Origin of the sequence: Rhodococcus sp. 15-725-2-2b, from assembly GCF_002259075.1 — a bacterium.
Taxonomy (GTDB): Bacteria; Actinomycetota; Actinomycetes; order Mycobacteriales; family Mycobacteriaceae; genus Rhodococcoides.
In genome coordinates this window covers 365458-382440 of sequence record NZ_NPFL01000004.1, presented here as the reverse complement: position 1 = coordinate 382440, position 16983 = coordinate 365458, and the positions used below count along the sequence as shown (strand labels likewise).

Genomic DNA, 16983 nt, shown 5'->3' with positions numbered 1-16983 from the left:
GCCACCGAGCCTAGTTGGGCGCGTGCTGCCGTTTCGGGTTATCGCCAACGGGGCGGGTGCGTAGCCTCCGAAGTACTTCGCGGCCGCCGTAGAACGCCGCGCTGGCCGCGAACATCCCCGCGACCAGCAACAGCCATCGCATCGCGTACGGCTCCTGGGTCTGACCCGTGGCGGCCTCGTATGTCTCGCTTCCGTGCGCGAAGATCCCCGGTGCGAACAGCAACAGGCTCAGTCCCGCTCCGAGCGCAGGAATGCGTACCGCGTTGACGAACCTGCCCAGTCGAGCAACCAGAGTTCTGTCGAGTACCGCGTACAACGGGAACAGGATCGCATCGTGCACCACGGCCGCGCCGACGAACCACAGTCCGATGGACTGCCACCACGTGTCGGTGTTCCACAGGGCCGGAAAGCCGATCGTCAGGACCACCGCTCCGGACAGGGCGAGACAGAAGGCCGTGACTGCGAGATGCACGGGGCCTGCGCCGTACCTCGCCCGAAACGTACTCATGCTCCCTCCCCGAAGAATTCGACGGATTCGATCCATTTGGTGGCATGCACTCCGGGTATTGCCGGCATCATGATCCGAGCGGGATAGCCGTGATCGAGGGACAGGTCGGCCCCGTTGACCTTCAGTGCGAGAAGCGAATCGGGATGCATCATCTGATGTCCTCCGAAGGTGACGCGATTGAACGAACCGACGGGTTCGAGCGACCGCACCTCACCGGTATCGGCAGAATCGATGCCCACGAGCGCCGCCAGATCGCGCAGTGGAACACCGGTCCACGTCTGTACCGTCGACCAGCCTTCGACACAGGAGATCGGGAGTTCGACGGTATGCAGGTCCATCTGCTCGAGTTGAGCTCGAGTGAGTACTACGGCGGTACCGCCGGCCGATACGGTCAGCCGCCACGAATCTCCTGTCTGCGCGTCGGTGACGCCTGCGGATTGCGCAGTGCGATTGATCTGGAAGTCGTTGGGGCCGTTGCCGTACGAACGCCCTCGGGGGAGCAGGAGAGCTGCCCCGCGCAGTGGCCCGCCCGTCGTCTGCCCGACACTCAGCACGGCGACGAACAATGCGCTGCCGCCCACGAGGGTGAGTGCTCCGCGGCGGCTGATCGTCGCCGGAGCGGGATCGGTTGCAGCAAGGCCTGATTCGTCGTCGGCGTCGGGCACCGTGTCGGCCACCCTGATGCGCATCAGCTCGAGGAACGGGCGGGTTCGCAGCGCGGTCACCATGGTCGGAAACTTCAACACCACATGGGCGACGAAGCCGGCGACGAACACCCAGGCTCCCCAGTAGTGCGCGGTGTAGAAGCTGAATCCGAAGATGTAGTCGTACTGAATGTTCAGCACACCGGTGATGATCTCGAAGAGTATGCCACCGACCAACGCCAGCAACGACACTCGTTCCAGCAGATGCGCCACGCTGCGAATCGGGGGCATCTCGATCAGCTTCGGAATCACCGACCACAGCTTGGCCAGCACGATCGGCACCATGACCAGACCGAGTCCCACGTGCAGGCCCTGGGTGAGCCGGTAGAGCCAGGCGGGTTCGGTCGGCCAGTCGAACGACGGTATCCGTAACCATCCGACGTCGACGGGCATGGCCTGGCCGAACTGAGGGCCGTACGCGGCCCAGGAAAAGAATCCGGTGATCGTCACGATCGGCAGGACGAAGAGCAGGACGGATGCGAGGACCGACGTGAACCAGACGCCGCGGATCGGGCTTCGGAACGTGGGAATTCGTTGCATGCTGGTTCCCGTCTCCAAGATTGTACCCAGTAGTACAAATCAGTGAGTCGAGGTTAGCGCACCGAGAGTGCTTTCGCCAGGGTGCGTCCCGGCGTCGCTTCTCAGGTCGCGCGTCGACGCAATGCGGCGACCGCTGCGTTCAGTGTGTCGCGCAGTGGTTGCACATCGCCCGCGATGCGGGCGATCAGCATGCCCCCTTGCAGTGAGGCGATCAAGGTGGCGGCAGCGGCGGCCGGATCGGTCGCGACGTCGAGTTCGCCCCGGTCGATCATGCGACGAAGTCCCTGCTCGAGAGGTTGCTCCCAGCGCCGGAACGCGGCGTGCAGGGCGGGAACGAACGCCGCGTCGTTCTTCAGTTCTGCAGCGAGTGAACCGAGGGGGCACGAGAACGGACCACCTGGTTGTTCGTGATTTCGCACGATCTCGGCGGCCCAGGCGTCGATGTCGTCGAGGCTGTCGATGTGGGCCAGGCGTGGCTGAGCGGCGAGCACGCGCTCGAGTTGACGTGCGATGACGGCCTCGACCAGGTCCGACTTGTCGGAAAAGTAGTGGTAGAGCTGCGACTTCCCGGTCTCCGATGCGGCGAGAACGTCGTCGAGAGTGGTTCCCGCGACGCCGTGGTCGTACATCATCGATGCTGCGGCGTCGACGATCGCAGCTCTGGTTCGTCTGCCTTTGGCCGTTCTCGGCAGCTCCTTGCTCACGGGCCCTCGGCTCCTCGGTCGATGCTGTGAACAGCGAGTTCGATGAACACTCGGCCGTTCGATTCGATGGTTCGGCGGACCCGAAGCCCTGCAGCCACCGCCAGCGAGTACAGCGCACCCGCGCCGACACTGGCCCACGTGAACCACTCGCCCACCGAGTCGCCGGTCTCCCATCGAACCATTCGGTTCCGATCGTCCAGATCGGGGGTCGGCTCGACTTCGACGATGGCTGTTCCGCTCTCGTGCAGCAGTCTTCGTACGGTCGTCAACAGCGCGGCAGGATCGCCGCCGATACCGATGTTGCCGTCCGCGAGCAGTACGTGGGACCACTGCCCGGCCCTGGGGAGTGCTGAGAAGATGTCCTGTTCCACGGCGAACCCACCGCGGTGATTCGTCATCTCCACGGCGACCGAGGACGTGTCTACCCCCAGTGCGGGAACGCCGGCACGGGTCAGTGCCTCGGTCAACCGCCCTGGCCCACAGCCGAGATCGAGGGTGGGGCCGGTGCAGAACGCAATGGAGGCCTCGTCGGCCCGGATGTCGTCGACCGTCGAATGGGCTCCACCCATCCAGCGTGCGATCGGCAGTTCGGTGCGTCGACCGTCGTAGTCGGAGATCCACGAGGGTAGGCCTGCGCGGCCGCGGCGGTAGACGTCGTCTGCAATCACCCAATCGAATGTACCAGTGAGTACAGTCAGCGGCATCGCGGGACGAAAGCGCGTCAAGTTTCCCGTGGGTGCCGTCAAGATTGCGTCAACACCTCTGTTCGACGCCACCGCGCGGCGTGAGACTTCCTCTCATGACACTTCTCGACATGCTTCCGTCCCTCGGTGCCGCATATGTTTCGCGGTGCGATCCAACGCTCTGGCCTGCAGATACGCATTGCGTCTGCGGCCGCATCACCGTCGACGGCGTTGCGCTGGAGGATCTTGCGGACGCGCAGGGCACTCCGGTGCAGTGGGGTTCGATTCTGGTGACTCGGGTGCGTTCGGTGATTGCCGGCGAGGTGGGCGTCGACGCCGAGTTCGCGGATCTGCGCCAGGCCGTGGTGGTCAACCGGCATTCGGTGGGTCCGGTGGTCAAGGTCGATGTGCACGGTCCGGGTCGACGCTGTGTCGGTCCGGTGGAGCTTCCCGCCGACCTGCGTGCGGGTGACGTATTGGCGCTCGTGACCTCGCAGGTGCACGGCGGAGCCGGCGGTCGTTCCGCAGGCTCCACTCCGGTCTCGTAGCACGGGTCGAACTTCTGCTCACATGCGGCGGAGCCGCTCATCCCAGCATGCGGTAGCGGGCGAGTCTGGATCGCGTGCGGGTGGTGGAGTCGACGGTGGACAACATGCGCAGTTCTCGAACGATGGCATCGGCGACCCGGGCGGAAAAGGCGGCCGGTTCGTCGGCGGCGTCGGGGAGTTCGGGGACGATAGCGTCGACGATGCCGTCGCGCAGCAGATCGACCGAGCGGATGCCCTGCGCCTCGGCCATGTCCGGGGCGTGAGCGGTGTCCCGGTGCACGATGGCGCTGGCGCCCTCGGGCGGAAGCGGTGCGAGCCAGGCATTCTGGGCACACAGCACGCGATCGGCGGGCAGAAGTGCGAGCGCCCCGCCGCCGGTGCCCTGGCCGAGCAGCACCGACACCGTCGGGGTATCGACGGTCACCAGGTCGGAGATCGAGCGGGCTATCTCGGGTGCCAGGCCGCCTTCCTCGGCTTCCTTGGAGAGGGCAGCGCCGAAGGTGTCGATCATCAGTACCAGCGGGATGCGTAGTTCCTCGGCCAGGCGCATGCCGCGTCGTGCCTCACGTAGTGCCGCAGGACCCATCGTGGCGGTGGCGGTGCTGCTGCTCCGGTCGTTGCCGAACAGCACGCACGAGGTTCCTCGTATTCGGCACAGTGACAACAGAATCGAGGTGTCGGCCTCGCCCTGTCCGGTGCCGCTGAGTGGAACGTGTTCGCTGGCAGTGTGTTCGATGAGGTGCCGAATACCAGGCCGGTCGGTGCGGCGGGACGACTGCACCGAATGCCACGCCGAAGTCTCGGGGATGTCCACCGATTCCTCGCCGGCATCCTCGGGCCACACGGCGGCGTCGACGATCACGCGAAGCGCGCGGATCAACAAGTGGCGCAGGTCAACCACCGGCACCACACCGTCGATGACGCCGTGCTGGTAGAGGTTCTCGGCGGTCTGGACGCCGTCGGGAAATGGCTTGTCGTACAACGCCTGATAGACGCGGGGCCCGAGGAACCCGATCAGTGCGCCGGGTTCGGCCACGGTGACGTGAGCAAGCGACCCCCAGGATGCGAACACGCCTCCGGTCGTCGGATTGCGCAGGTACACCAGGTACGGCAGGTGCGCTGCCTTGTGCGCGGTGACGGCCGAGGCGATCTTGACCATCTGCACGAAGGCGAGTGTGCCTTCCTGCATTCGGGTGCCGCCCGAGGTGGGGGAGGCGATCAGGGGCAGCCTCTCGGCCGTTGCGCGTTCGATAGCGGAGGTGATGCGCTCGGCCGCGGCAACGCCGATCGATCCGGCGAGAAAGGCGAACTCGCACGCGATGATCACCACGCGTCGACCCTCGATGGTGCCTTCGCCGGTCAGCACCGACTCGTCGACGCCGCTCTTCTCCCGAGCTCTCGCCAGGTCCCGAAGATAGGACTCCCCAGGATGGACGTCCACTGGCGTGGAGTCCCAGGACACGAACGATCCGCCGTCGAGAACGGAGTCGAGAATCTCGGCGGCGGATGTCCGTTGGCTCATATCGGGGAGCCTACGCAGCGAACCCTAGCGAGCAAACGCTTCCTTCCACGAGACGGTCTTGCCGATCCGAAGAATGGAACGCTGGTAGATCTTCGCCGCGCCCATGGCCAGGATCGCGGTGGTGACCACCATCAGAACCGCCGAGCCGACGATCTGCACCGGCGAGGTCACGCCCGCTGCAATTCGCAGAGGCATCATGATCGCGGAGAACGGCGGGATCCAGCTCAGCGTGTTGGCCAGGGTGCTCTCCGGATCGCTGACGGAGTAGAAGGCCGCGAAGAACATCGCCATGATCAGGATCAACAGCGGCATGGTCGTCGAGTTGACGTCCTCCTGCCGCGAGACCATCGACCCGCCCGCAGCGTAGAGCACCGCGAAGAATGCGAACCCGAGAACGAACCACGCGAGGGTTGCGGCGAAGACGCTCACCGCAGCACCCGTGACCGTGAGGACGCCCGTACCCAATCCTGCCCCGACACCGGCTATTCCGTAGAGAGCAAGCTGCACGATGCCGACCGCGCCGATACCGAGGATCTTTCCCCACAGCAACTGCAGGGGGCGGACGGTGGAGAGCAGCAGTTCGACCACCCGAGAGGACTTCTCCTCGACGACGCCCATCGCGACGTACATGCCGAAGCCGATGATCTGGGCATAGAGCAGAAACACTGCCGACAGGGCAAGTGCGGTCCGCTGACCTGCCTCGGGATCCGGGGGATCGATGGCGTCGACGGTGACCGTTGCGGCGCTTGTCGCTGCTCCGAGCTCGTTCTGATCGACACCCTGTTGCGCCAGTGCAGCATTCGTGGCTTGCGTTGCAACACTGCCTTCGACGACGGCGCGCAACGTTCCGGTCAGGTCGGACTCGGTGACGGCGGTGTACGCACCGTCGGTTCCGTCCGGAACCAACGCCACGTCGAGATCCCCGGATTCGACGCCGCTGCGTGCGGCTGCCGCGTCGGCGATCTCACGGACCTCGACCGGTGACCCGACGGCGTCGCCGGTTGCTTCGACCACGGCCGCGATGGACTGGTCTCCGGCGATGCCGACGACGTCGCGCTCCTCGTCACCGCTGCCGGAGAAGATCGAGAACGCGACGATACCGCCGACGATGACGGCCAGGATGATCGCGTTGCTGATGACGAAGCTCTTCTTCATCACCTGAACGGTGAACTCGCGCTTGGCTATCAAGGACACAGCGCTGAAGGAGTTCAGTTGGGAGCTCATGCCACTACCGCCTCTCGGAACAGGTCGCTCAGGGAAGGTTTCTGGATGGAGAAGTCGTGTACCGGACCGGTCGCCAGTGCCGCCCGCAGGATCTGCTGGTCGTCGGCCCCGGGTGCCAAGCCCAGGACGGTGACGCCGTCGCTGTGGCCGAGGGTGCTCACTCCGGTGATGCCCGACGCCCATCCGGGTGCGGCGTTCGGTGCGTGGACGCGTAGCTGCGAATCTCCCGACCCGCGTAGCTCGTCGACGGTGCCGACGGCCTTCATCGAGCCCGCGGCGATGATGCCGACGCGATCGCACAGGCGTTGCACCAGATCGAGCTGGTGGCTCGAGAACACCACCGGCACTCCGGCAGCGGCCTTTTCGCGTAATACCTCGCTCATGACGTCGACGGCAATCGGGTCGAGGCCGGAGAACGGCTCGTCCAGGACCAGCACCGCGGGGTCGTGCACCAGTGCGGCCGCCAACTGCACGCGCTGCTGGTTGCCCAGGCTCAACGCGTCGACGGTGTCGTTGACGCGCTGGTCGATGCCGAGTCGTTCGGTCCAGCGGATCACCGCAGCCTTGGCGTCCTTGGACGACAGGCCGTGCAGCTCGGCCATGTAGGCCAACTGCGGGCCCACCTTCATCTTGGGATAGAGGCCGCGCTCCTCGGGCATGTAGCCGATGGTGCGTCGGACGTCGAGGTCGACGGGCTTACCGCCCAACAGAACCTGGCCGGAATCTGCCGACAGGACTCCCAGCGCGATGCGCATCGTGGTGGTCTTGCCTGCGCCGTTGCTGCCGACGAAGCCGAACAGCTCGCCCGGGCGGACGTCGAAACTCAGGTTGTCCAGGGCGATCTTGTCGCCGTATCTCTTGGAGACGGAGTCGATCGTGAGGGTGCTCATGGTGCCCTTTCGGTCGTTACTGCTGGTCGAAATTCGGGATGTCGTCGAGTTCGGGGTCGGGGGTGATCCACGCGAGAATCATTGCTGGAGAGCAGATTCCGGTCATCAGTGCGGCCAGAGTCCAGCCGCCACCTGCGTAGGCGAGCCGGGACATGTCCTCGAACGACACCGAGAGGAAGATGGACGCGAATGCGGCTGCCATCACCAGCGTCTGCGTGACGGTGAGGCCGATGGATCGAGCTTCGTTGCGCTGCTGCACTTCCCATTCGTCCAGTGCTCCGACGGGTGCGTCGCCGTGCCGGCCGGAGACAATCTGTAATGCCGTCCAGATCGGAATGAACAGCAGTGCCGCCGGTATCCATCCGAGTGCGAACCACTCGGAGAACAGGCTGCCGATGCTGACGACGAAGAAGGCGAAGAGGAGTACGGCCACAGCTACCACGAGGATCTGGCGTCGACGCTGTGTGCGCCACTTCGGAAGCCAATGGCGAGTCTTGGCGTCGTTCTCCAGGAATCGGCGGGTGCGATAGGCCTGATAGCGGGTGAGGATGTCGGGTCGTTCGCTCATGGTCAGCCGTCCTCGGGATCGGGGTCGGGGGTGATCCACGCGAGGATCACTGCCGGGGCGCATCCACCTGCAAGCAGAGCAGCGAGCGTCCACAATCCTCCGGCGTAAGCCAGATTTTCGTTGTCGTACGCTCCCGACAGCACGATCAAGACCAGAAGTGCCACCAATACCAGGGCCTGGGTTACGGTGAGGCCGATCGAACGTGCTTCGTTGCGCTGCTGCACTTCCCATTCGTCGAGTGCTCCCACCGGTGCATCGCTGTGGCGACGGGACACGGTTTGCAGCATCGTCCAGGCGACGAGAAACATCACAGTGGCCGGGATCCATGCGATCGGTGCCCACCGGGAGAAGAGTGACCACACGGCTATCACCAACAGGGTGAGCAAGGACGCCATCAACATTACGGCGAGTATGCGTCGACGTTTCTGGGTGCGCCAGTTCTGAAGCCAGTGATGGGTTTTCGCGTCGTGCTCCAGGAATCGGCGCGTGCGATAGGCCTGATAGCGGGTGAGGATGTCGGAGCCGGGTGTCGTCATCGATCCTTCTCCCTTCGGAAGAGTTCGGCGGAGAGCGGTCCGAGTTCGGTGCGCGAGAACACCGCTTCGATCGGCAGATCGAAGACGTCGCAGATGCGCATCGCAAGGTCGAGGCTCGGGTAGTGGTCGCCTCGTTCGAGGGCACCCACTGTCTGGGGGTTCACTTCGACGAGTTCGGCCAGTTGCGCGCGGCTCATCTTTCGTTCTGCCCGCAGAACACCCACCCTGTTGAAGATCGGGAGCGCGGTACCGCGCTTGACGGGGCTCATGACAATGAAGTGTTGTATAAACCCAACGATATGTCAACCAGTAATAACAGTTTTATCGATGTGTCTACTGGCTCTGGTGTTCGCGAGCGGCCACGACCACCGCGTGCATGGTCGTCAGAAAGTCGTCGATCGTTGCCCGCTGCTCGGGTGTGAAACGTGCCAGCTCGTCGACTGCTCGGCCGATGACGGGGCCGAAGAACCTGGTGCCGAGTTCCGACGCGTGAGCGGTCACGCGCAGCAGTACTCGGCGGCGATCGGCTGGGTCTGCTTCGCGTGATACCAAGTCGCGCTTGCTCATTCGATCGACCAGGGCGGTGACGGATGCCGATTCGAGGCCCAGCTGTCCGCCGAGCCAGCCGGGTGTGGCACGCGTTCCGGCCCGGTCGGCATCGAGGAGGCAGATCAGCGCGCGGATGTCTGTCGGGTGAAGTGAGTGCTTCTGGGCGAAGTCTGCGCCGAGGAGATCGAGTTCGACGGTGAGCGCTCGCAACCGATGTACGGCGGCGACAGGTTCGGTCATGTGTCGATCCCTCGGGAGTTGCTGTACGAGTAGTCTCTCTATTGTCTACTATCTCGATCATCGAGAGAATAGAGGGTCGCAATGACGCTGGACGGATTCTTCACCGCCTACGACCGAGTGCTGCAGAAGTGGCCGGCTGATACCCAGGCCATCGACGCGAATACGGTGCACGGCACCACACGGATCAACGCCTGCGGACCCGTCGACGGCCCGCCCCTGGTGCTGCTCCCGGGGGCCGGTGCGACGTCGACCGTGTGGTTCGCCAACGTCGCGGCGTTCTCTCGGCACTATCGGGTGTACGCGGTGGACCTCATGGGCGACGTCGGGCGCAGCGTGCCCGGGGAACGCGCCATCGACTCTGTCGAGGAGCTACTGGGTTGGCTGTCGGCCGTCCTTGATGAGCTGAACTTGCCAACCGCGGCGCTCTGCGGCCATTCCTACGGCGCGATGATCGCGCTGGCGTACGCCCTGCGCAACGACAGCCGCGTCGACGCGCTGACCCTGCTCGATCCCAATGCCTGCTTCGGCTCCATGAGTCCGCGGTACCTGCTGCACGCGATTCCGATTCTGCTTTCTCCCAACGAAAAGCGACAGCGACGCTTCGTAGCGTGGGAGACCGATGGCCAGGCTTTGGATTCCGACTGGCTCGACGTCCTCGCGCTCGGGGCCGCACATTTCCCGACGGCCAAGACCATCGTTCCGAAGCGGCCGAAGCCCGCTGCGTTCGAGGGATTCGATGTGCGCACCACCGTGGTCCTGGCAGGGAAGGGGAGGGTGCACAACGCCGCTCGGATCGAAGAGGCTGTGCATGCCGTTCTGCCGAGTGCGAGGACGGTGATACTCGGCAGCGCCACGCACCACGGGCTACCGATGCATCCCGCCGCCGAGGTGAACGAAATTCTGCTCAGCTGAGGTGAATCGGGTGCAGCTGACCGCGCTCACCGCGGTCGGCTGCACCCGATTTCACTGCGACCTACAGTTCCGACAGCTGCCCGTCGGCCATCGTCCAGTGCCTCGTGCTGCGGACGGTGTCGAGCATTCTGCGGTCGTGCGTCACCAATAGCAGCGTGCCCTCGAAGTTCTCCATCGCGCGTTCCAGTTGTTCGATGGCAGGCAGGTCGAGGTGGTTGGTCGGCTCGTCCAGGACCAGCAGATTGACTCCGCGGGCCTGTAGCAACGCGAGCGCTGCGCGGGTTCGCTCACCGGGCGAGAGCGACGACGCCGGCCGCAGTGCATCGTCGCCGCGCAGGCCGAACTTGGCCAGCAGGGTGCGGACATCGGCGTCCGGCCACTCGGGAACTGCAGCGCTCAAGGCGTCGGACACCGTGCCCTCGCCGACGAAATATGCTCGCGCCTGGTCGATTTCGCCGACCGCGACCCCGGATCCCAAAGAGGCCGTGCCCTCGTCCGGGCTGAGCCTGCCCAGCAGAACCGACAGCAACGTCGTCTTGCCGGATCCGTTGGGCCCGGTGATCAGAATGCGATCGCCCCAGTCGATCTGCGTCGTCACCGGCCCGAATGTGAACCCGGATCGCCGCACTAGTGCACCGCCCAACACCGAGACAACGGTGCCGCTCCGGGGAGCCGCCGCGATCTCCATTCGCAGCTCCCATTCCTTGCGGGGTTCCTCGACCACTTCGAGGCGCTCGATGCGACGTTGTGTCTGACGAGCTTTCGCGGCCTGCTTCTCCGTCGATTCGGCGCGGGTCTTGCGGGCGATCTTGTCGTTGTCGGTGGCCTTGCGTCGCGCATTGCGCACCCCCGACTCCATCCAGTTCCGCTGCATCTGCGCCCGTGACTCCAACGCGGACTTGGTGTCTGCGAACTCGTCGTACTTCTCCCTGGCATGCTGGCGCGCGATTTCCCGCTCCGCCAGATACGACTGGTAGCTGCCGTCGTACACATCGATGCGACGCTGCGCTCGATCGAGCTCGACGACGCCCGTGACTGTGCGTGCCAGAAATTCGCGATCGTGACTGACGACGACGATGGCGGCCCGCGTCGCGACGACGAACTGCTCCAGTTGTTCGAGGCCCGCCAGATCGAGATCGTTGGTGGGCTCGTCGAGCAGCAGGATGTCGTAGCGAGCGAGCAGAATCGCGGCGAGCCCGGCGCGGGCGGCCTGCCCACCCGACAGATCCGTCATGAATGCGCTGCCGTCGACCTCGAGGCCGAGGTCCGCCAGCACCTTTGCTGTTCGCTCCGCCAGATCTGCGCCGCCGAGCGCCAGCCACTTCTCCAGCGCCGGGGTGTAGAGGTCCTCATCACTGGACCCCAACGCCTCGGCGGCCGCGTTCATCGACGATTCGGCCTCGGTCACCCCGGTCCGTCGACCGAGGAAGTCCAGCACCGTCTCCCCGGCTATGCGCTCGGGCTCCTGAGCCAGGTAGCCGACCGTGGCGTCGGGCGGGCTGGTGTGGATCTCGCCCTCGTGATCGGCGGTTCCCACCCCCGCGAGCAGCGTCAACAGGGTCGATTTGCCCGCACCGTTGGCCCCGACGAGCCCGATCACGTCACCCTCGGTCACCGTCAGATCGAGGCCGGAGAACAGGGTGCGATCGCCGTGGAAAGCGGCGAGATCATCGATACGAAGCGTTGCGGTCACCGAACAAGTATCTCCGGCGCAATGGGAACAGATTCACCGTGCCGCCCGTTGCCATTCGTATGACGTATTCAGCCGAGACCAGTACTGTCCCGACCATCGTGCTCAACGACGGCACGTCCATTCCCCAGCTGGGGTTCGGTGTGTGGCAGGTGCCCGACGACGGTGCCCAGGCCGCAGTGACCGAGGCACTGAAGGTCGGCTACCGCAGTATCGACACCGCCAAGGTGTACGAGAACGAAACCGGCACCGGCCGGGCCATCGCAGAATCCGGCATCGCCCGTGACGAGCTGTTCGTCACCACCAAGCTGTGGAACGACGATCAGGGCTACGACTCGACGTTGAAGGCGTTCGACGCCAGCATGGATCGCCTCGGACTCGAGTACCTCGACCTGTACCTCATTCACTGGCAGCAGCTCGACCGCGACAAGTACATCGACACCTTCAAGGCATTCCAGAAGCTGAAGGCAGACGGCCGCATCGGATCCATCGGCGTCTCCAACTTCACCATCCCCACCCTGGAGAAGCTGATCGACGCCGTTGGTGAGACCCCGTCGGTCAACCAGATCGAGCTGCATCCGCGGCTGATCCAGGAAGAGCTGCGTGCGTTCCACACCTCGAAGGGCATCGCCACCGAGGCCTGGAGCCCACTGGGATCGGGCACCATCCTCGACGAGCCGGTGTTCGCGACCATCGGTGAGGCACACGGCGTCACCCCGGCCCAGGTCATCCTGCGCTGGCACATCCAGCTCGGCAACGTGGTGATCCCCAAGTCGGTCACTCCGAAGCGCATCGCCAGCAACTTCGACGTGTTCGGCTTCGAGCTCAGCAACGACGAAATTCAGCAGATCAACGCCTTGGACTCCGCAGACGGCCGCACCGGCCCCGACCCGGACAAGTTCAGCAGCTGATGTGAGCGGAACTTCGTAGTGGGCTACGAAGTCCGGAGTGGAGCCCGCGGAACGACCACGGGCACAGCGTGCACATAGGGGGCCTAGTCTGTACCCATGTCCGATTCGCTCGACGGCAGGACCGTTGCCCTCACCGCCGAGCGGCGTGCAGACGAATTGGCCACCATGCTCGAACGCCGCGGCGCGAACATCGTTCACGCCGCGGCGATTCACGTTCTGCCCCTGATCGACGACTCGGAGCTGAAGTCCGCCACCGTGGGCATCGTCGAACGACCGCCACAGATCGTGGTGATCAGTACCGGCATCGGTTTCCGGGGCTGGCTCGACGCGGCCGCGGATTGGGGTATCCGCGATGATCTCGTTGCTGCTCTGGCACATTCGCGAATCATTGCCCGAGGCCCCAAGGCGCGCGGTGCCATTCGCGGTGCCGGTCTGCGGGAGGAATGGTCCCCGGCCACCGAGGCCTCGCAGGAAGTGTCCGCTCATCTCGCCGCCGAAGGTGTTGCCGGCGTGGACATCGCGGTTCAGCTGCACGGGGTGATCACCGAGTGGGAACCGACGATCCATCTCGATGCCGCACTGAGCGAACTCGGGGCACATGTGCGGCCGGTTCCGGTGTACCGGTGGATCCGCCCTCTCGATCAGGCTCCGCTCCTCGATCTGTTGGGGCAGATCATCGACCGCCGCGTGGATGCGGTCACGTTCACCAGCGCCCCGGCGGTGGCCTCGCTTCTCTCGACAGCGAAGGACAACGGCCTGCTCGACGCCTTCCTCGACGCACTTCGCGGCCCTGTCGCCGCCATCTGCGTGGGGCCGGTGACGTCGGCACCGTTGGATGCGTTGGGTGTTCCGACGTCCATGCCGAGCCGGGCGCGGTTGGGCGCGCTGGCGAAGTTCGTGACCGAGCAGCTCGGCTCGCCGTGAAAAGTCAGCCCAAGGTGTCGAGCAGCTCCGTCACCGCGGCTCGTCCCGCGCGATTTGCGCCGATCGTGCTTGCGGACGGCCCGTAGCCGAGCAGGTGGACGCGATGGTTCGCGGCCACCCGGGTGGTGAGCCTGCCGTCCATGACGATTCCGCCGCCGTGCCCGCGCAGGCGCAGCGGAGCGAGGTGGTCGAGGGCGCTGCGAAAGCCAGTGGCCCACAGGATCACATCGGCGTGCTGACTCGACCCGTCCTCCCACACCACCGAATCTTCCGTGATGGACGAGAACACGGGCTTTCGATCGAGCGCGCCGCGGTTGCGAGCAGCGGCCAACGACGGCGTCAGCAGGAGCCCGGTCACCGAGACGACCGAGCCGGGTGGCAGGCCGGCCCGCACCCGCTCCTCGACCATGGCGACGGCCTTGCGTCCGGCATCGTGATCGAATTCGCCGTCGCGGAACACCGGTGGTCGACGTGTCACCCAGGTCGTCGTGGTGACCTGGGAGATTTCGTCGAGCAGTTGGACGGCCGAGATGCCGCCGCCCACCACGACGACGTGCTTGCCCGTGAACTCGTCGGCGGTCCGGTAATCCTTGGTGTGCAGTTGCCTGCCCGTGAACGTCTCGGCACCGTCGTAGTGCGGAACGAACGGCTTCTCCCACGTCCCGGTCGCGTTGATCAGTCCCTCGGCCATGACGACGGTGTCGCCGGCTTCGACCCGGAATCGGGGTTCTCGGTCGCACACGACGGTCACCGTGACGGGGCGTCGAACATGCAGTTCGAAGCGTTCCTCGTACGCGCGGTAGTAGCGGGGGACGGCGTCGGCGGCGCGGATCGTCTCGGCAGGCTCGTCGCCGAGGGTGTCGGTGAAGGCCATACCGGGCAGGTCGTGCACCCCGTTGACGGTGCTCAACGTCAGCGAGGGCCAGCGGAACTGCCACGCGCCACCCGGGCCGGGCGAACGGTCGAGCATCACGAACCCCTCACCGGCGGTCAGTCCCGCGCGATGGAGGTGATAGCCGGCCGAGAGTCCGGCTTGGCCGGCACCGATGACGGCGACCCGAGTGTCGATCATGCAGACCAGTAGATCAGGCCCCGCACTGTCGATTCCTGTACTGGTGGGTAACCTCTGCTGTCGTGATCGGACTTTCTCGTGACGGCGACGTCGTCACCATCGAACTGCAGCGGCCGGATCGACGGAACGCGTTGAACTCCGAGCTGTGCCTGGCGGTGCATCGCGGAGTCGAGCAAGCCGAGCACGACGGCGCGCGGGTCGTGGTCATCACCGGCCAGGGCACCAGCTTCTGCGCGGGCGCGGATCTGACCGGTGATGCGTTTCCCGAGCATTTCGGGCAGATCCTCGAGGAGATGCTGTTCGCCGTCGAGTCTGCGTCCATTCCGGTGGTCGCGGCCATCAACGGCCCGGCCGTGGGGGCAGGCACCCAGTTGGCCATCGCCTGCGATCTGCGGGTCGTCGCGCCGGGCAGCTTCTTCGAGATTCCGTCGACGCGGCTCGGTATCGCGGTGAGCAACTGGACCATCCGACGGCTGGCGGCGCTCGCGGGCGGGGGAGTGGCACGCACGATTCTGCTGGGCGGGGAGCGGGTGCACGCAGATCAGGCGTACACGTGCGGGTTGGCGAACAAACTCGGCGACGTCGATGTGGCCACGGAGTGGGCGCAGTCCATCACCGAGCTCGCTCCGTTGGCGCTCGAGCATCTCAAGCTGGTGTTCAACGACGATGGAGCACACGACGTTCCGACGCCGGAACAGGCCGCGGCGTTCGAGGCGGCGTGGAGCAGCGAGGACATGAGGGAAGCGCGACGGGCACGTACCGAGAAGCGCGCACCGAAGTTCGTGGGCAGGTGATCTTCGGGGCGCCCGACGCGGGCGATACTGCGTGGTTGCTGGCCAGTACTGCGCTGGTGCTGTTGATGACGCCCGGTCTGGCGTTCTTCTACGGCGGCATGGTGCGCTCGAAGAGCGTACTGAACATGATGATGATGAGTCTGTCGGCGATTGCGGTCGTGTGGTTGCTGTGGCTGGCGTTCGGATTCTCGATGGTGTTCGGCGACAACGTGATCGGCGGGTGGATCGGAAACCCGCTGCAGTACGCCGGTTTCGAGGGTCTGCTGGGCGGGGTGTACACCTCGGCCGGGGGAGCAGTGTCGATCCCGTTGGTGGGAACGGTTCCCGCGCTGGTGTTCGCGGCGTTCCAGGCGGGCTTCGCGATGGTGACGGTGGCGTTGATCTCGGGGGCCGTGGCAGACCGTATGCGCTTCGTCCCCTGGGTCCTGTTCGCGGCACTGTGGTCGACCCTGGTCTATTTCCCGGTGGCGCACTGGGTGTTCTCGCTCGACGGGCTGACGAGTGAGTTCGGTGGGTGGATCACCAACAGGCTCGGTGCCATCGACTTCGCCGGCGGCACAGCGGTGGAGATCAACGCCGGTGTGGCCGGGCTCGTGCTCGCCCTCGTGGTCGGTAAACGTCGGGGTTGGCCGCGAGATCCCATGCGCCCGCACAACCTTCCGGCCGTCATGCTCGGTGCCGGGTTGTTGTGGTTCGGTTGGTTCGGGTTCAACGCGGGATCGTCGCTCGCCGCGGACGGTGTCGCCGCAGTGGCTCTGGTGAACACCATGGGTGCCGGAGCGATGTCCATGGCGGCGTGGCTCGTGGTCGAGAAACTGCGGGACGGGCATGCGACCTCCTTCGGCGCTGCCTCGGGCGTCGTGGCCGGACTGGTCGCCATCACACCCTCGTGCGCGGCGGTCACTCCTGTCGGTGCCGCGGCGATCGGGATCGTGTCGGGTGCGCTGTGTGCTCTGGCCATCGGCCTCAAATACCGCTTCGGCTACGACGATTCGCTCGACGTCGTGGGTGTGCACCTCGTCGGCGGCATCGTCGGAACGCTGATGATCGGACTCGTGGCCAGTGCGCAGATGCCGGCGGGCGTGGACGGTCTGTTCTACGGCGGCGGGCTGCATCAGCTGTGGGTGCAGGCGATCGCGGTGGTGGCGGTGTTCGCGTACTGCGCCGTCGTCACCACCTCAATCGCGTTCGCGATCAAGGCGGTCATGGGAGTGCGCGCCGACGCGCAACACGAAGCCGACGGACTCGACGAGCACGAGCACGCCGAGTCCGCCTACGACTTCGGAGTGAGTCACGGCGGCAGCAACAAACCGGGTCTTTTCGGTAAGTAGGGACAACCCGCGAGAGTCGTTTACCAACGGATTGTACTTCGAAAGTCGTTCTGTCCCTTTTGAGTCGATGCGTCGGATCGTTGTTCGGTTCGACCCCGTTCGTTCATCTTCGGTTCGCCTGGCCCGCGTGTTC

General features: G+C 65.3%; 19 protein-coding genes. 6 read left to right on the top strand and 13 right to left on the bottom strand.

Going from position 1 to position 16983, the window contains the following annotated elements:
• Window positions 1-10: 10 nt before the first annotated feature.
• From CH306_RS03570 to CH306_RS03555, 4 genes are all read right to left on the bottom strand, one after another.
• Window positions 11-508 (bottom strand): hypothetical protein, encoded by a 498-nt coding sequence (locus CH306_RS03570; protein WP_094631164.1) that lies wholly within the window; start codon window positions 506-508, stop codon window positions 11-13.
• Window positions 505-1752, bottom strand: coding sequence for a molybdopterin-dependent oxidoreductase (locus CH306_RS03565; RefSeq protein ID WP_094645827.1), 1248 nt, complete (start codon window positions 1750-1752; stop codon window positions 505-507). Before CH306_RS03565 ends, CH306_RS03570 begins: the two co-directional genes overlap by 4 nt.
• Before the next feature lie 101 nt (window positions 1753-1853).
• On the bottom strand, window positions 1854-2456 hold the full coding sequence (locus tag CH306_RS03560) for a TetR/AcrR family transcriptional regulator (protein WP_179272708.1): 603 nt from the start codon (window positions 2454-2456) through the stop codon (window positions 1854-1856).
• Entirely contained in the window at window positions 2453-3124 is a 672-nt protein-coding gene (locus tag CH306_RS03555; protein ID WP_254924294.1) for a methyltransferase domain-containing protein, read from the bottom strand. The genes CH306_RS03560 and CH306_RS03555 overlap by 4 nt, the downstream gene beginning before the upstream one ends.
• 131 nt (window positions 3125-3255) lie before the next feature.
• Between CH306_RS03555 and CH306_RS03550 the strand changes: the two genes are divergently transcribed.
• The gene (locus tag CH306_RS03550) at window positions 3256-3687 is read left to right on the top strand and encodes a hypothetical protein (protein ID WP_094645683.1); all 432 of its coding nucleotides are present in this window, start codon (window positions 3256-3258) and stop codon (window positions 3685-3687) included.
• 37 nt (window positions 3688-3724) lie between these two features.
• On the opposite strand, the gene CH306_RS03545 is transcribed toward CH306_RS03550, so the two are convergent.
• The 7 genes from CH306_RS03545 to CH306_RS03515 form a co-directional block, all read right to left on the bottom strand.
• A complete protein-coding gene (locus tag CH306_RS03545; protein ID WP_094645682.1) occupies window positions 3725-5209 on the bottom strand; it encodes a carboxyl transferase domain-containing protein in 1485 nt (494 codons plus the stop codon).
• Between the two features lie 24 nt (window positions 5210-5233).
• The gene (locus CH306_RS03540; protein WP_094645681.1) at window positions 5234-6433 is read right to left on the bottom strand and encodes an ABC transporter permease; all 1200 of its coding nucleotides are present in this window, start codon (window positions 6431-6433) and stop codon (window positions 5234-5236) included.
• Entirely contained in the window at window positions 6430-7323 is an 894-nt protein-coding gene (locus tag CH306_RS03535) for an ABC transporter ATP-binding protein (protein ID WP_094631169.1), read from the bottom strand. Before CH306_RS03535 ends, CH306_RS03540 begins: the two co-directional genes overlap by 4 nt.
• A 16-nt stretch (window positions 7324-7339) precedes the next feature.
• Window positions 7340-7891 (bottom strand): hypothetical protein, encoded by a 552-nt coding sequence (locus CH306_RS03530; protein WP_094645680.1) that lies wholly within the window; start codon window positions 7889-7891, stop codon window positions 7340-7342.
• 2 nt (window positions 7892-7893) lie between these two features.
• Window positions 7894-8427: a hypothetical protein gene (locus tag CH306_RS03525; protein ID WP_094645679.1), complete on the bottom strand. Its 534-nt coding sequence runs from the start codon at window positions 8425-8427 to the stop codon at window positions 7894-7896.
• Window positions 8424-8696 (bottom strand): helix-turn-helix transcriptional regulator, encoded by a 273-nt coding sequence (locus tag CH306_RS03520; RefSeq protein ID WP_032372936.1) that lies wholly within the window; start codon window positions 8694-8696, stop codon window positions 8424-8426. The genes CH306_RS03525 and CH306_RS03520 overlap by 4 nt, the downstream gene beginning before the upstream one ends.
• Window positions 8697-8760: 64 nt before the next feature.
• Window positions 8761-9216, bottom strand: coding sequence for a MarR family winged helix-turn-helix transcriptional regulator (locus CH306_RS03515; protein WP_094631171.1), 456 nt, complete (start codon window positions 9214-9216; stop codon window positions 8761-8763).
• Window positions 9217-9297: 81 nt separating this feature from the next.
• Between CH306_RS03515 and CH306_RS03510 the strand changes: the two genes are divergently transcribed.
• The gene (locus CH306_RS03510) at window positions 9298-10128 is read left to right on the top strand and encodes an alpha/beta fold hydrolase (RefSeq protein WP_094645678.1); all 831 of its coding nucleotides are present in this window, start codon (window positions 9298-9300) and stop codon (window positions 10126-10128) included.
• 61 nt (window positions 10129-10189) lie between these two features.
• Here CH306_RS03510 and CH306_RS03505 read toward each other — a convergent pair whose 3' ends face one another.
• Entirely contained in the window at window positions 10190-11821 is a 1632-nt protein-coding gene (locus tag CH306_RS03505) for an ABC-F family ATP-binding cassette domain-containing protein (protein WP_094645677.1), read from the bottom strand.
• Between the two features lie 59 nt (window positions 11822-11880).
• On the opposite strand from CH306_RS03505, the gene CH306_RS03500 reads away from it, so the two are divergent.
• Window positions 11881-12729: an aldo/keto reductase gene (locus CH306_RS03500; RefSeq protein ID WP_045200257.1), complete on the top strand. Its 849-nt coding sequence runs from the start codon at window positions 11881-11883 to the stop codon at window positions 12727-12729.
• Between the two features lie 96 nt (window positions 12730-12825).
• Window positions 12826-13653: a uroporphyrinogen-III synthase gene (locus CH306_RS03495; protein WP_094645676.1), complete on the top strand. Its 828-nt coding sequence runs from the start codon at window positions 12826-12828 to the stop codon at window positions 13651-13653.
• A gap of 4 nt (window positions 13654-13657) precedes the next feature.
• Here the strand turns inward: CH306_RS03495 and CH306_RS03490 are convergent, their stop codons facing one another.
• A complete protein-coding gene (locus CH306_RS03490) occupies window positions 13658-14725 on the bottom strand; it encodes an NAD(P)-binding domain-containing protein (RefSeq protein ID WP_094645675.1) in 1068 nt (355 codons plus the stop codon).
• Between the two features lie 62 nt (window positions 14726-14787).
• Between CH306_RS03490 and CH306_RS03485 the strand changes: the two genes are divergently transcribed.
• Window positions 14788-15519, top strand: coding sequence for an enoyl-CoA hydratase (locus CH306_RS03485; protein WP_094631176.1), 732 nt, complete (start codon window positions 14788-14790; stop codon window positions 15517-15519).
• Window positions 15516-16850 (top strand): ammonium transporter, encoded by a 1335-nt coding sequence (locus CH306_RS03480; RefSeq protein ID WP_094645674.1) that lies wholly within the window; start codon window positions 15516-15518, stop codon window positions 16848-16850. The genes CH306_RS03485 and CH306_RS03480 overlap by 4 nt, the downstream gene beginning before the upstream one ends.
• Window positions 16851-16983 lie beyond the last annotated feature (133 nt).

Coding starts and splice junctions, on each gene's coding strand:
- CH306_RS03565 (WP_094645827.1), bottom strand. CDS start 1,752: ATGCAACGAATTCCCACGTTCCGAAGCCCGATCCGCGGCGTCTGGTTC.
- CH306_RS03510 (WP_094645678.1), top strand. CDS start 9,298: ATGACGCTGGACGGATTCTTCACCGCCTACGACCGAGTGCTGCAGAAG.
- CH306_RS03520 (WP_032372936.1), bottom strand. CDS start 8,696: ATGAGCCCCGTCAAGCGCGGTACCGCGCTCCCGATCTTCAACAGGGTG.
- CH306_RS03545 (WP_094645682.1), bottom strand. CDS start 5,209: ATGAGCCAACGGACATCCGCCGCCGAGATTCTCGACTCCGTTCTCGAC.
- CH306_RS03495 (WP_094645676.1), top strand. CDS start 12,826: ATGTCCGATTCGCTCGACGGCAGGACCGTTGCCCTCACCGCCGAGCGG.
- CH306_RS03530 (WP_094645680.1), bottom strand. CDS start 7,891: ATGAGCGAACGACCCGACATCCTCACCCGCTATCAGGCCTATCGCACC.
- CH306_RS03570 (WP_094631164.1), bottom strand. CDS start 508: ATGAGTACGTTTCGGGCGAGGTACGGCGCAGGCCCCGTGCATCTCGCA.
- CH306_RS03500 (WP_045200257.1), top strand. CDS start 11,881: ATGACGTATTCAGCCGAGACCAGTACTGTCCCGACCATCGTGCTCAAC.
- CH306_RS03525 (WP_094645679.1), bottom strand. CDS start 8,427: ATGACGACACCCGGCTCCGACATCCTCACCCGCTATCAGGCCTATCGC.
- CH306_RS03540 (WP_094645681.1), bottom strand. CDS start 6,433: ATGAGCTCCCAACTGAACTCCTTCAGCGCTGTGTCCTTGATAGCCAAG.
- CH306_RS03550 (WP_094645683.1), top strand. CDS start 3,256: ATGACACTTCTCGACATGCTTCCGTCCCTCGGTGCCGCATATGTTTCG.
- CH306_RS03490 (WP_094645675.1), bottom strand. CDS start 14,725: ATGATCGACACTCGGGTCGCCGTCATCGGTGCCGGCCAAGCCGGACTC.
- CH306_RS03535 (WP_094631169.1), bottom strand. CDS start 7,323: ATGAGCACCCTCACGATCGACTCCGTCTCCAAGAGATACGGCGACAAG.
- CH306_RS03515 (WP_094631171.1), bottom strand. CDS start 9,216: ATGACCGAACCTGTCGCCGCCGTACATCGGTTGCGAGCGCTCACCGTC.